This window comes from Mesorhizobium sp. M1428 (assembly GCF_040317515.1).
In the GTDB taxonomy this organism is placed as follows: domain Bacteria; phylum Pseudomonadota; class Alphaproteobacteria; order Rhizobiales; family Rhizobiaceae; genus Mesorhizobium.
Map to the genome: position 1 here is coordinate 243,249 of NZ_JAMYKT010000005.1, position 12,782 is coordinate 256,030.

Below are 12,782 nucleotides of genomic sequence, written 5' to 3' on the forward strand. Positions count from 1 at the left end.
CAGCGACACGTGGAGCCTCAAGGAACTATCCGGTGGAGTCATGCCTCTGCTCTCCTTCTGTTCGTTGCGACTGTCGTCGTCGAAGCGCTCATCGCAAACCCGCGGCGTCTCGCAGGCTAGCCCCAGGCCGCGAGGCCATCGAAAGACGGCCGGCTTCGTTGACGTCTGGAGTCTGCCCCCGTGACGCATTGACGTCAACCTTGAATAGCCGATTACCGAAAAATGTGATCGCGAGACGCGCTTTGTGAAGCCGGCTGTACGGGCAGCTTTTGTCAGGAGCGTGTTCGGCCTTTGTTCTTTCCGCTTGCCCGTTCGCGCGAAAGGCGGTTAAACGCTTTGGTCGAGAGTTGTGGCGTCTCTCGAAAAGGCGGCGAAATTACCTACATAGGGGATGGTCGGGAAAACCCGCCCATCCCACGAATTCCAGATTCTGAGGCGGCGACCGGCGATGGCCGACCATAAATATCTCTCCATTCGCGGGGCACGCGAACACAATCTGAAGAACGTCGATCTCGACCTGCCGCGTGACAGCCTGATCGTCATGACCGGCCTGTCGGGGTCGGGCAAGTCGTCGCTTGCCTTCGACACCATCTACGCCGAGGGCCAGCGCCGCTATGTCGAGAGCCTTTCGGCCTATGCACGGCAATTCCTCGAAATGATGCAGAAGCCGGACGTCGACCAGATCGACGGCCTGTCGCCGGCCATCTCCATCGAGCAGAAGACCACCTCGAAGAACCCACGTTCGACGGTCGGCACCGTCACCGAGATCTACGACTATATGCGGCTTTTGTTCGCCCGCGTCGGCGTACCCTATTCACCGGCCACCGGCCTGCCGATCGAGAGCCAGACGGTTTCGCAGATGGTCGACCGGGTGCTTGCAGTCGAGGAAGGCACCCGGCTGTTCATCCTGGCGCCGATGGTGCGCGGCCGCAAAGGCGAGTACCGCAAGGAACTGCTGGAGCTGCAGAAGAAGGGGTTTCAGCGCGTCAAGGTCGATGGCGTCTTCTACGAGATCGCCGACGTGCCGGCCTTGGACAAGAAGTACAAGCATGACATCGACGTTGTCGTCGACCGCATCGTCGTGCGCGGCGATCTGGCGACGCGGCTCGCCGATTCCATCGAGACCGCGCTGAAGCTTGCAGACGGACTGGCGGTAGCGGAATTTGCCGACAAGCCGCTCGACGCCAGCCAGACCGGCGAGGATTCGGTCAACAAATCGAAGAACGAGACGCATGAACGCATGCTGTTCTCGGAAAAGTTCGCCTGCCCGGTATCCGGTTTCACCATTCCCGAGATCGAGCCCAGGCTGTTCTCCTTCAACAATCCGTTCGGCGCCTGCCCGACCTGCGACGGGCTCGGCAGCCAGCGCGCCATCGATGCCAGCCTGGTCGTGCCCGACGAGAATGTCTCGCTGCGCGCCGGCGCCGTCAGCCCGTGGGCGAAGTCGACCTCGCCCTATTATGCGCAAACGCTGGAAGCGCTGGGCGTTGCCTATGGCTTCAAGCTCGGCGACAAGTTCAAGGATCTGAGCGACGAGGCAAAGCAAGCCGTCCTGCACGGCACCGGCGAGCGCGAAATCACCTTCCACTACGATGACGGCCTGCGCTCCTACAAGACGACGAAAACCTTCGAGGGCGTCATCCCCAATCTCGAGCGCCGCTGGAAAGAAACCGAATCCGCCTGGATGCGCGAGGAGATCGAGCGCTTCATGTCGGCCACACCGTGCCCGGCGTGCCGCGGCTATCGGCTGAAGGCCGAGGCGCTCGCGGTCAAGATCGCCGGCAAGCACATTGGCGAGGTCACCGAGCTGTCGATCCGCAAGGCCGACCAGTGGTTCACCGATCTGCCCGCTTCGCTCAACGACAAGCAGAACGAGATCGCGGTGCGCGTGCTCAAGGAAATCCGCGAGCGGCTGCGCTTCCTCAACGATGTCGGGCTCGATTATCTGACGCTGTCGCGCAACTCCGGCACGCTTTCGGGCGGCGAGAGCCAGCGCATCCGTCTTGCCTCGCAGATCGGCTCCGGCCTGACCGGCGTGCTTTACGTGCTGGACGAGCCATCGATCGGTCTGCACCAGCGCGACAATGCCCGCCTGCTCGATACGCTGAAGCATCTGCGCGACATCGGCAACACGGTGATCGTCGTCGAGCACGACGAGGACGCCATACTGCATGCCGACTACGTCGTCGATATCGGCCCGGCCGCCGGCATTCATGGCGGCCACATCATCGCCCAGGGCACGCCGCAGCAGATCATGGCGACGCCCGCTTCGATCACCGGCAAATATCTGTCGGGCGAGCTCGAAGTGGCAACGCCGGCAGCGCGGCGTGAGGCCAGGAAGAACCGCCGGCTGAAGGTCGTCGGCGCGCGCGGCAACAATCTGAAGAACGTCACCGCCGAAATCCCGCTCGGCACGTTTACCGCCGTCACGGGCGTATCCGGCGGCGGCAAGTCGACCTTCCTGATCGAGACGTTGTTCAAGGCGGCGTCGCGCCGTATCATGGGCTCGCGCGAGCATCCGGCCGAGCACGACCGCGTCGAGGGGCTGGAATTCCTCGACAAGGTCATTGATATCGACCAGTCGCCGATCGGGCGCACCCCGCGCTCCAATCCCGCCACCTATACCGGCGCCTTCACGCCGATCCGCGACTGGTTCGCCGGCCTGCCGGAGGCCAAGGCGCGTGGCTACCAGCCGGGCCGCTTCTCGTTCAACGTCAAGGGCGGCCGCTGCGAGGCCTGCCAGGGCGACGGCGTCATCAAAATCGAGATGCACTTCCTGCCCGACGTCTACGTTACCTGCGACGTCTGCCACGGCAAGCGCTACAACCGCGAGACACTGGACGTCCTGTTCAAGGGCAAGTCGATCGCCGACGTTCTCGACATGACGGTCGAGGAAGGCGTCGATTTTTTCGCTGCCGTGCCCGGCGTGCGCGACAAGCTGGAGACGCTGAAACGGGTCGGCCTCGGCTACATCCATGTTGGCCAGCAGGCAACGACCTTGTCGGGCGGCGAGGCGCAGCGCATCAAGCTTGCCAAGGAACTGTCGCGCAAGGCGACGGGCAAGACGCTCTACATTCTCGATGAGCCAACCACCGGCCTGCATTTCCACGACGTCGCCAAGCTGCTTGAAGTGCTGCACGAGCTGGTCGACCAGGGCAACACGGTCGTCGTCATCGAGCACAATCTAGAGGTGATCAAGACCGCTGACTGGGTTCTCGATCTTGGCCCCGAAGGTGGTGACGGCGGCGGCGAGCTGGTGGCGTCCGGCACGCCTGAGGACATCGTCCGCGAAAAGCGCAGCTATACCGGGCAGTTCCTGAGGGAATTGCTGGAGCGGCGCCCCGGAGGCAAGCGCGAAGCGGCGGAGTGATGGCAAAGAACGGTCTCATCACGGTCGAAAGCCATTTCGGCGTGACCGAAACCATCGATCGCCTGGTCGAGACTGTGGAACGTGCAGGATTGCTGGTCTTCGCCCGCATCGATCACGCCGCTGGTGCGCGCAGTGTCGAAGCTTCCCTGCGTCCGACCCAGCTCCTGATTTTCGGCAATCCGAAAGGCGGTACGCCACTGATGCAGGACCGGCAGCTTGCCGGTATCGATCTGCCGGTCAAGGCACTGGCCTGGGAGGACGAGCAAGGCAAGGTCTGGCTCTCCTACAATGACGCACACCGGCTCGCTGAGCGCCACGGCTTGGGCGACAGCAGTCGCAATGCCGTTGCCGCGATAGCGGCCGGCATGGACAAGGTGATTGCGGCCGCTGCCGGCGCGGGCCAGTTTTGATCATGAGAGCCGCTCGGGCCGATGATCTCCTCACGGTGATCTCGCTCACCACCGACGCCTACGCGCCCTACACTGCCCTGTTCGAAGCGCCGCCGATCCCCGTCACCGAAGACTATGCGCCGCGCATAGAACGCGGCGAGGTCTGGCTTTCGGAGCAGGACGGACAGCCGGCCGGCTTGATCGTTCTCGAACGACATGCGGACCATACAATGATCTTCAGCGTCGCCGTTGCGCCCGCCTTTCAGGGCAAGGGTTTCGGCATCGGGCTGCTCGACTGGGCCGAGCAACAGACGCGCCTGTGGAGCTTGCCTGAAATCCGACTCTACACCAATACCAGAATGGAACGGAACGTTTCGTTGTATAAGGCCTACGGCTTTCGCGAAACGGGTCGCCGGCCCAATCCATATCGGCCGGGATGGACGGTCGTCGACATGGCGAAAGCTATCGAGACGACCGCCATCGCGTGATCCTTTTCTGCAAACCGGGAGGACGACCATGACTCAATCAGGAACAATCCGCGCCGGCATGGGCGGCTGGACCTTCGAGCCGTGGGACACGTCCTTCTACCCGGACAAATTGTCGAAGGCCAAGCAACTGCATTATGCCAGCCGGCAGGTGCCCACTATCGAGGTCAACGGCACCTATTATTCGAGCTTCAAGGAGCCGACCTTCGTCAAATGGGCCAACGAGGCGCCGGATGGTTTCGTCTATTCGCTGAAGGGCAACCGCTTCGTCACCAACCGCCGGGTGCTCGGCGAGGCCGGGGAATCGATTATGCGCTTCCTCGGGTCGGGCGTCGCGGCACTTGGCGACAAGCTCGGGCCGATCCTGTGGCAATTCGCGCCGACCAAGAGATTCGACCCGGACGACTTCGAGGCCTTCCTCAAGCTGTTGCCGGAAAAGCAGGACGGCGTTGCGCTGCGCCACGCGGTCGAGGTGCGCAACGACAGCTTCGTCGTGCCGGAGTTCGCCGCCTTGGCGCGAAAGCACAAGGCCGCCATCGTCTATGCCGACCACGCCAAATATCCGGGGATTGCCGACGTCACCGGCGATTTCATCTATGCGCGGCTGCAGACCGGCAGCGACGACAATCCCGATTGCTACACGCCAAAGGCGCTCGACGAATGGGCGGCGCGCGCAAAAACCTGGGCGGAAGGCAAGGTGCCGGCCGACCTGTCACGCGCCGATCCTTCAACCGACGCGCCGGTCAAGCCACGCGATGTGTTCGTCTACTTCATCACAGAGGGCAAAGTCCGCGCTCCATTCGGCGCCATCGCGCTGATGAAGCGGGTCGCCGGCTGACGCCCCCGCTGTCGGTGGTCTGCCTGGCCGGGTCCGAAACTACCGGCTATGCGGCGCGCTCGTCCGGACGGCGATCAACCCTGAGGATCTCGTTAAAGGCATCAAGATCGACATAGAAGACCTTGGTGATCTCCGCGATGAGTTCGTCGTGTTCATATCCTTGCGATTTCAGAATGTTAATGGCTGTCAGGATGTCGACGCGCTCCGTGAGCCGTCGTTTCTGGTAGTCCTCGACATAGCGCTCCATCGACTGGCCCTGGCTCCCAAGCACCCGAAATGTTAGACGACAACAGACCGCTGGAAGGGAACGGCTTGCGCGCAAGCATGCCGACGCGAGCCGCGCCTTCCCCTGATCTGCCAAGTTGAAACTGGTACGGAAAGCGGCCGACTCACCAAGGCCAAGCAAAATCTAGCACGCAATCTGCAGCGCGCCAGAGTTGCAAAGTAATGGAATCAATAAGAATTCAGACAGTCAGGAATTTGCGGACGTCCGCCCGGTCGAGATCCTCGGCGGGGCCGGTATGGACGATCTGGCCGCGGTCCATGATGTTGACCTCGTCGGCCAATTCCCGGCAGAAATCGAGATATTGTTCGACCAAAAGCACGGCGATACCGGCCTGGTCGCGCAGATAGCGGACGGCGCGGCCGATATCCTTGATGATCGACGGCTGGATGCCTTCGGTCGGCTCATCGAGCACCAGCAGCTTCGGCCGCATCACCAGCGCCCTGCCGATAGCAAGCTGCTGCTGCTGGCCGCCGGAAAGATCGCCGCCGCGGCGCGCGAGCATCTGCTTCAGCACCGGAAACAATTCGAAGACGTGACCGGGAATGTTGCGATCGGAGCGCTTCAACGGCGCAAAACCTGATTCGAGGTTTTCCCGCACCGTAAGCAGCGGAAATATCTCCCTGCCTTGCGGCACGAATGCGATGCCCGACCGGGCGCGATCATACGCCGCGCTCCGGTCGAGCGCCTTCCCCTCGAAGGCAACGCTTCCGCTCGTCAGCCGATGATGGCCGACGATCGATCTCATCAAACTGGTCTTGCCGACGCCGTTGCGGCCGAGCACGCAGGTGATCTTGCCCGCCCCGGCCTTCAGCGAGACGCCGCGCAGCGCCTGGGCAGCGCCGTAGTGCAGCGTGGCATTGGAAACTTCGAGCATGGTCAGCGCTTTCTCCAACGCGTGAAGAACGAAAGGTCGAAATGATGGAACGGAACGCGCCAGACCATGCTCATCTCCCCAGATAGACTTCGACGACGCGTTCGTCGGCCGAGACGAAGTCGAGGCTGCCCTCGGAAAGCACCGAGCCTTCGTGCAGGCAGGTAACCTTGGCGCCGAGCTCACGCACGAAATGCATGTCGTGCTCGACGACGATGACCGAATGGTCGCGCGCGATGTCTCTGAGCAGCCGCGCGGTTTCCTCGGTCTCGGCGTCGGTCATGCCGGCAACCGGTTCGTCGACCAGCAGCAGCTTCGGATCCTGCGCCAGAAGCATGCCGATCTCGAGCCATTGCTTTTGGCCGTGGCTCAAATTGGCGGCGAGCTCGTCACGCTTGTCGCCAAGCCGGATGATGCCGAGAATGTCGTTGATCTGCCGCACGTCCGCGGCCGAGCGACGATGGAACAGTGCCGGGAAGATCGAGCGCGGGCCTTTCAGCGCCAGCATCAGATTGTCCTCGATCGTGTGGCTTTCGAAGACGGTCGGCTTCTGGAATTTACGGCCGATGCCCATCATGGCGATTTCGGCCTCGTCGTGTTTGGTCAGGTCGACCTCACCGTCGAAGAAAACCTCGCCAGCATCGGGTCGCGTCTTGCCGGTGACGATGTCCATCATCGTCGTCTTTCCGGCGCCGTTGGGGCCGATGATCGCCCGCATCTCGCCTTTGTCGAGCACCAGCGAAAGGTTGTTGATGGCGCGAAACCCGTCGAAGGAAACCGACACGCCGTCGAGATAGAGGATGGTGTTGCTCTTCGACATCAGGCCATCACTCCGCCGGCTGCGGTTCGGCGCCGGAGGCCGACCAGTCGCCCGGCCTTCTCGCCGCCGAGCGATCGGTTTTCGGCGGCACCGGCGTGTCAGGATCGATGCCGGCTTCCTCGGCGACCGAGGCCGCCCGCAGCGCCTTGGCGTTGCCGCGCCAGGAATCCCACATGCCGATGATGCCCTTGGGCAGGAACAGCGTGACGGCGACAAACAGTCCGCCTAGCGCAAACAGCCAGAATTCCGGCAGCACACCGGTGAACCAGGATTTACCGGCATTGACCAGAAGCGCGCCGATGATCGGCCCGACGATGGTGCCGCGCCCGCCGACGGCCGCCCACACCACCACCTCGATCGAATTGGACGGCTCGAATTCGCCAGGGTTGATGATGCCGACCTGCGGCACGTAAAGCGCACCGGCGATGCCGGCCATCACCGCCGACACGGTGAATGCGAACAGTTTGACGTTCTCCGCCCGCCATCCGAGGAAGCGTGTGCGGCTTTCGGCGTCGCGCACCGCCATCAAAAGCTTGCCGTACTTGGAACCGACGATTGCCCAGGTGACGAAGACGGCAAACGCCAGCATGACGGCGCTGGCCGCGAACAGCGCCGACCGTGTCATGTCGGCCTGCACGTTGAAGCCTAAAATGTCCTTGAAATCAGTCAGGCCGTTATTGCCGCCGAAGCCCATATCGTTGCGGAAAAAGGCAAGCAGCAGCGCATAGGTCATCGCCTGGGTGATGATCGACAGATAGACGCCGGTAACGCGGCTGCGGAAGGCGAACCAGCCGAAGACGAAGGCGAGCAGGCCAGGTACCGCAAGCACCATGATCGCCGCGAACCAGAAATGGTCGAAACCATACCAGAACCATGGCAATTCCTTGTAGTTCAGGAACACCATGAAATCCGGCAGCAGCGGATTGCCGTAGACGCCGCGCGAGCCGATCTGGCGCATCAGATACATGCCCATCGCATAGCCGCCGAGCGCGAAGAAAGCGCCGTGGCCGAGCGAGAGGATGCCGCAATAGCCCCAGACGAGATCGAGCGCCAAGGCGAGCAGCGCGTAGCAGAGGTATTTGCCGGTGAGCGCGACGATATAGGACGGCACGTAAAACGCACTTGTCGGCGAGACCGCAAGATTGAGCAGCGGCACGATGATGGCGACCGCCAGCAGGATGAAGATGGTGATGGCGACGCGGCGGTCGGCGCCGGCGGCAAAGAAGCGTCCCGTGATCATGCTTCCACCGACCTGCCCTTGAGCGCGAACAGGCCGCGCGGGCGTTTCTGGATGAACAGGATGATGAGAACCAGGACGACGATCTTGCCGAGGACTGCCCCAGCGTAGGGTTCGAGGAACTTGTTGACGATGCCAAGGGAGAAGGCACCGACCAGCGTGCCCCAGAGATTGCCGACGCCGCCGAAGACGACGACCATGAAGCTGTCGATGATGTAGCCGCGGCCGAGATTGGGCGAGACATTGTCGATCTGGCTGAGCGCGACGCCGGCAATGCCAGCTATGCCGGACCCCAATGCAAAGGTCAGCGCATCGACCCATGGCGTCCTGATGCCCATCGACGCGGCCATGCGGCGGTTGGCGGTGACGGCGCGCATCTGCAGGCCCCAGGGCGTGCGCTTCATCACATAAAGCAGCACCGCGAACACGCAGAGCGCGAATACCAGTATCCAGAGCCGGTTCCAGGTCACTGCAAGCTGGCCGATATCGAACGAACCGGACATCCATGACGGATTGCCGACTTCCTGGTTCGTCGGCCCGAAGATCGTGCGCACGGCCTGCTGCAGGATCAGCGAGACCCCCCACGTCGCCAGCAGGGTTTCCAGCGGCCGACCGTAGAGGTAGCGGATCAGCCCGCGCTCGATGACAAGGCCGACGAGCGCCGCCACCAGGAAGGCCAGCGGCAGGGCAATGACCAGCGACCAGTCGAACAGGCCGGGAAAGGAATTGCGGATCACCTCCTGCACAACGAAGGTCGTGTAGGCGCCGAGCATGACCATCTCGCCATGCGCCATGTTGATGACGCCCATGACGCCGAAGGTGATGGCCAGGCCAATCGCCGCCAGCAGCAGCACCGATCCGAGCGATATGCCGTACCAGACATTCTGGCCGGCATCCCACAGCGCCAGCGTCGAATTGATGTTGGCGATCGCCGCCGTCGCCGCGTCCTTCACCGCACCTTCGGAATTGGCCTCCACCGACGTGAGCAGCGACACCGCATCGCGGTCGCCGCGCGCGCCGATGAGCGCGATCGCCGCCAGTTTGTCGGCCTCCGGCCTGTCTGAAACGAGAACCGAGGCGGCGCGTGCCTGTTCGAGCAGCGCCTTGACGCTTGCCACGCTCTCATTGGCGATCGCGGTGTCGAGCGGCTCGATGTTCGCCGCGTCCGGCGTCTTGAACATGGTGTCGGCGGCGGCAATGCGCACGGCCGGGTCCTTGGAGCCAAGCGTCAGCGTGCCCAATGCATCGCGAATGACGCGGCGCAGCGTATTGTTGACCTTAATCTTGGTGATGTCGGCCTTGGCAACTTCGCCCGATCTTTCGCCGGTGAGCGCATCGAGCAGCTCGATGCCGCCGCCGCTCTCCTTGCCGACAAAGACCAGTGAATCGGCCTTGCGGACGTAAAGGCTGCCCTCCGCAAGCGCGGCAAGCGGCCGTTCTACGGCTGGATCGCCGGATGCCGCAAGCTCGCGCACCACGGCTTCGATCGCCGGAAAATTGGCGGTGGTGGCGAATTTGGCGACGACGGCGCGCAAATCTGCCTCGCTGGCGTTCGACGGCGCCAGCGTCCCCAGGAGGAGCAGCAGCATCAGGCCAATCGCGCGGATCAGGATCATTGGTTTCTGGTGGCTGTTGAAGGTTGAATGTCGCCTCCGGGCAGGCTGGAGGAGGAGCCTGCCCAGAGGCTTGCGGGTCTGGGAGGACAGACCGGGAGGATCAGTTGGTTCCCTTGCCGCCGCATTTGCCGGTGGCAACGTTGAAGTTGCCGCAGGACAGAGGCGCGCGCCAATCGGAGATCAGGTCCTTGGAGTCAGGCAGGTAGTCGGACCACTCGTCGCCCATCACGAGGCCCGGCGTCTGTGAGACGGTTTCGAACTGGCCGTCGGCCTGGATTTCGCCGATCAGCACCGGCTTGGTGATATGATGGTTCGGCATCATGGTCGAATAGCCGCCGGTCAGGTTCGGCACCGAGACGCCGACCATGGCGTCGATGACCTTGTCCGGATCGGTGGTACCGGCCTTCTCGACCGCCTTCACCCACATGTTGAAGCCGATATAGTGGGCTTCCATCGGATCGTTGGTGGTGCGCTTGTCGTTCTTGATGAACTTGTGCCAGTCGGCGATGAACTTCTCGTTCTCGGGCGTATCGACGCTTTCGAAATAGTTCCAGGCGGCGAGATGGCCGACCAGCGGCGCGGTGTCGAGACCGGCAAGCTCTTCCTCGCCGACCGAGAAGGCCATGACCGGGATGTCCTCGGCCTTGATGCCCTGGTTGCCGAGCTCCTTATAGAACGGCACGTTGGCGTCGCCGTTGACGGTCGAGACGACAGCGGTCTTCTTGCCGGCCGAGCCGAACTTCTTGATCGCCGAGACTTCGGTCTGCCAGTCGGAAAAGCCGAACGGCGTGTAGTTGACCATGATGTCTTCCGCAGCAACGCCCTTTGCTTTCAGATAAGCCTCGAGGATCTTGTTGGTGGTGCGCGGGTAGACGTAGTCGGTGCCTTCGAGCACCCAGCGCTTCACCGAACCGCCATCCTCGCTCATCAGATAATCGACGGCCGGAATGGCCTGCTGGTTCGGCGCCGCACCGGTGTAGAACACATTGCGCTCGCTTTCCTCGCCCTCATACTGGACCGGGTAGAACAGGATGTTGTCGAGTTCGCTGAACACCGGAAGTACCGACTTGCGCGACACCGAGGTCCAGCAGCCGAACACCGCCGCGACCTTGTCCTTCGAGATCAGCTCGCGCGCCTTTTCGGCGAACAGCGGCCAGTTCGAAGCCGGATCGACGACCACCGCCTCGAGCTTCTTGCCGAGCAGGCCACCCTTGGCATTCTGCTCTTCGATGAGCATCAGCATGGCGTCCTTCAGGGTCGTCTCCGAGATCGCCATGGTTCCCGACAGCGAATGGAGGATGCCGACCTTGATGGTGTCGTCGGCCGCCTTGGCGGGAACGCTCATCAGCAGGCCGGCGGTGACCACGCCGGCCGAAAACATTTTTGCTATTGTCGAGAAACTGCCCCTCATACTTTTAAACTCCCAAGCTGGTTAACTGCATCGGAACAGACCATGCAACGGCTGTGCCAATCACGGGAGCAAGCTCGGAGGATTTGAGATTTCCCAGCTCTGTCAGTCGGTTAAGTATTAGCCGCAGGAGATGAACCTCGCCTGCCATGTTCGAAACGAGAAAGGATCACCCATATCAGCCTAAGTTTTACTCACATACAGGCCAATGCCCGAATTTTGAGCAGCATCATATGAGCGCTGGCGAGGATTGCAGCGCCGCAGCGAAATGAGGCAAGTTCGAACCCTTAAGCGAGCGACGCCATGGCCTTCAGAACTTCTTGCACTTTCACCGCCATTCTTCTGCTGGCGACGACGACCGTAGCGCGCGCCGGCTTCAGCGACGGCAAGCTGCCGGACGGCTCCTATCATTGCGAAGTCTATCTGCTTGGCATGTTCCTCAGCCTCGGCGACATCACCATCAAGGGAAACGTCTATAGCGGTCCGGTGAGCTTCGGCATCGCGCCGCAAAGCTACAATTACCAGATGGATGCAGACGGCGTGATCACCTGGCTAGGTCCGCTGGGCGGCTACACCAGTGGCGGCAACTCGATCTCGCTTACGCAGGCGACGCTGGAAAGCGGAACTACCCCGTCCTTCGACATCATCATGAAGCAGCCAGACGGCGCCTTTACCGCCTCGACCTGCACGAAGCGTTGAAAAAGAGTACGGAACCGGGCGAGGTTTCGTACCCCGAAGCAGAAAGCCGCCTAGCTCTCCGCCGCCAGGTCGAGCGCCAGCCGGGTCATATCGGTGAAAAGCCCCTGGCGTTCGGAATAGTCGGTTTGCTCGCCGGTTGCCACGTTATCGACGACGGTCAGGACCGACAGCGCCCGGGCACCGAAATCGGCCGCAATGCGGTAGAGCGCGCTGGTTTCCATATCCACGGCGAGCGCGCCCTGGGCCTGCGCTTCGGCAAAACGTTCGCGCCCCTGCGGATGATAGAAAATGTCGCTGCAGATGGTCAGCCCGGCGCAATAGTCGATGCCGAGTTCAGCAGCCCGGGCCAACGCCTGGGCCAACAATGCCGGATCGGGGCCGGCATCGGCACGATAGAGCCCAAAAACCTGGCCGCTCTCGGCATTTTCGCCGCGCACCGATTGTGCGATCACCAGGCTGCGCAGCGCCATCTCGGCGGTCAGGCCACCGCAGGTACCAGTGCGGATCAACGTTTTCGCACCATAAGAGTCCAGCAGCTCATGCACATAGACCAGGAACGAAGGGACGCCGATGCCGGTGGACTGGATGCTGACAGGTTTGCCGCGAAACAACCCGGTAAAGCCGAGCGCGCCGCGGCGGTGGTTGACGCAGCGCGGCGCTTCCAGAAAAGTCTGCGCCATCCATTCAGCGCGCTGCGGATCGCCCGGCAGCAGCACCGTGCTTGCGTAGTCGCCCTTGCTTGCCTCGTTGTGTGGCGTCACGG

12 protein-coding genes are annotated in these 12,782 nt (G+C 62.3%); 5 read left to right on the plus strand and 7 right to left on the minus strand.

Features of this window, described 5'->3' with window-relative positions:
• Positions 1-448: 448 nt before the first annotated feature.
• Genes uvrA through NKG60_RS10080 form a run of 4 tightly spaced genes read left to right on the plus strand, consistent with a single transcriptional unit; the run spans position 449 to position 5,082 of the window.
• Positions 449-3,370: an excinuclease ABC subunit UvrA gene (gene uvrA, locus NKG60_RS10065; protein WP_352666520.1), complete on the plus strand. Its 2,922-nt coding sequence runs from the start codon at positions 449-451 to the stop codon at positions 3,368-3,370.
• Positions 3,370-3,780, plus strand: a complete 411-nt coding sequence (locus tag NKG60_RS10070; RefSeq protein WP_352666519.1) for a DUF302 domain-containing protein — start codon at positions 3,370-3,372, stop codon at positions 3,778-3,780. The genes uvrA and NKG60_RS10070 overlap by 1 nt, the downstream gene beginning before the upstream one ends.
• On the plus strand, positions 3,777-4,247 hold the full coding sequence (locus NKG60_RS10075; RefSeq protein ID WP_352864994.1) for a GNAT family N-acetyltransferase: 471 nt from the start codon (positions 3,777-3,779) through the stop codon (positions 4,245-4,247). The genes NKG60_RS10070 and NKG60_RS10075 overlap by 4 nt, the downstream gene beginning before the upstream one ends.
• A 28-nt stretch (positions 4,248-4,275) precedes the next feature.
• Positions 4,276-5,082: a DUF72 domain-containing protein gene (locus tag NKG60_RS10080; protein WP_352666515.1), complete on the plus strand. Its 807-nt coding sequence runs from the start codon at positions 4,276-4,278 to the stop codon at positions 5,080-5,082.
• A 46-nt stretch (positions 5,083-5,128) separates the two neighbouring features.
• Here the strand turns inward: NKG60_RS10080 and NKG60_RS10085 are convergent, their stop codons facing one another.
• The 6 genes from NKG60_RS10085 to urtA form a co-directional block, all read right to left on the minus strand.
• The gene (locus NKG60_RS10085; protein ID WP_352666514.1) at positions 5,129-5,329 is read right to left on the minus strand and encodes a hypothetical protein; all 201 of its coding nucleotides are present in this window, start codon (positions 5,327-5,329) and stop codon (positions 5,129-5,131) included.
• Positions 5,330-5,546: 217 nt separating this feature from the next.
• Positions 5,547-6,242 carry an urea ABC transporter ATP-binding subunit UrtE gene (urtE, locus tag NKG60_RS10090; protein ID WP_352491592.1) on the minus strand — a complete coding sequence of 232 codons (696 nt, stop codon included), beginning with the start codon at positions 6,240-6,242 and terminating at the stop codon, positions 5,547-5,549.
• Positions 6,243-6,312: 70 nt separating this feature from the next.
• Positions 6,313-7,059 (minus strand): urea ABC transporter ATP-binding protein UrtD, encoded by a 747-nt coding sequence (gene urtD / locus NKG60_RS10095; protein WP_352666513.1) that lies wholly within the window; start codon positions 7,057-7,059, stop codon positions 6,313-6,315.
• Positions 7,060-7,066: 7 nt separating this feature from the next.
• Positions 7,067-8,299 carry an urea ABC transporter permease subunit UrtC gene (urtC, locus tag NKG60_RS10100; protein WP_352666511.1) on the minus strand — a complete coding sequence of 411 codons (1,233 nt, stop codon included), beginning with the start codon at positions 8,297-8,299 and terminating at the stop codon, positions 7,067-7,069.
• On the minus strand, positions 8,296-9,912 hold the full coding sequence (gene urtB / locus NKG60_RS10105; RefSeq protein WP_352864999.1) for an urea ABC transporter permease subunit UrtB: 1,617 nt from the start codon (positions 9,910-9,912) through the stop codon (positions 8,296-8,298). Before urtB ends, urtC begins: the two co-directional genes overlap by 4 nt.
• A 100-nt stretch (positions 9,913-10,012) precedes the next feature.
• Entirely contained in the window at positions 10,013-11,323 is a 1,311-nt protein-coding gene (urtA, locus tag NKG60_RS10110) for an urea ABC transporter substrate-binding protein (RefSeq protein WP_376704326.1), read from the minus strand.
• 300 nt (positions 11,324-11,623) lie between these two features.
• Between urtA and NKG60_RS10115 the strand changes: the two genes are divergently transcribed.
• Positions 11,624-12,019, plus strand: coding sequence for a hypothetical protein (locus tag NKG60_RS10115; protein ID WP_352666508.1), 396 nt, complete (start codon positions 11,624-11,626; stop codon positions 12,017-12,019).
• Between the two features lie 50 nt (positions 12,020-12,069).
• On the opposite strand, the gene NKG60_RS10120 is transcribed toward NKG60_RS10115, so the two are convergent.
• Positions 12,070-12,780, minus strand: coding sequence for a purine-nucleoside phosphorylase (locus NKG60_RS10120; protein ID WP_352666506.1), 711 nt, complete (start codon positions 12,778-12,780; stop codon positions 12,070-12,072).
• Between the last annotated feature and the right edge of the window lie 2 nt (positions 12,781-12,782).

What these genes read in the sequence shown, in the direction of transcription:
- uvrA (WP_352666520.1), top strand. Translation starts at nt 449, where the DNA reads ATGGCCGACCATAAATATCTCTCCATTCGCGGGGCACGCGAACACAAT.
- NKG60_RS10070 (WP_352666519.1), top strand. Translation starts at nt 3,370, where the DNA reads ATGGCAAAGAACGGTCTCATCACGGTCGAAAGCCATTTCGGCGTGACC.
- NKG60_RS10080 (WP_352666515.1), top strand. Translation starts at nt 4,276, where the DNA reads ATGACTCAATCAGGAACAATCCGCGCCGGCATGGGCGGCTGGACCTTC.
- NKG60_RS10085 (WP_352666514.1), bottom strand. Translation starts at nt 5,329, where the DNA reads ATGGAGCGCTATGTCGAGGACTACCAGAAACGACGGCTCACGGAGCGC.
- urtE (WP_352491592.1), bottom strand. Translation starts at nt 6,242, where the DNA reads ATGCTCGAAGTTTCCAATGCCACGCTGCACTACGGCGCTGCCCAGGCG.
- urtD (WP_352666513.1), bottom strand. Translation starts at nt 7,059, where the DNA reads ATGTCGAAGAGCAACACCATCCTCTATCTCGACGGCGTGTCGGTTTCC.
- urtC (WP_352666511.1), bottom strand. Translation starts at nt 8,299, where the DNA reads ATGATCACGGGACGCTTCTTTGCCGCCGGCGCCGACCGCCGCGTCGCC.
- urtB (WP_352864999.1), bottom strand. Translation starts at nt 9,912, where the DNA reads ATGATCCTGATCCGCGCGATTGGCCTGATGCTGCTGCTCCTCCTGGGG.
- urtA (WP_376704326.1), bottom strand. Translation starts at nt 11,323, where the DNA reads ATGAGGGGCAGTTTCTCGACAATAGCAAAAATGTTTTCGGCCGGCGTG.
- NKG60_RS10115 (WP_352666508.1), top strand. Translation starts at nt 11,624, where the DNA reads ATGGCCTTCAGAACTTCTTGCACTTTCACCGCCATTCTTCTGCTGGCG.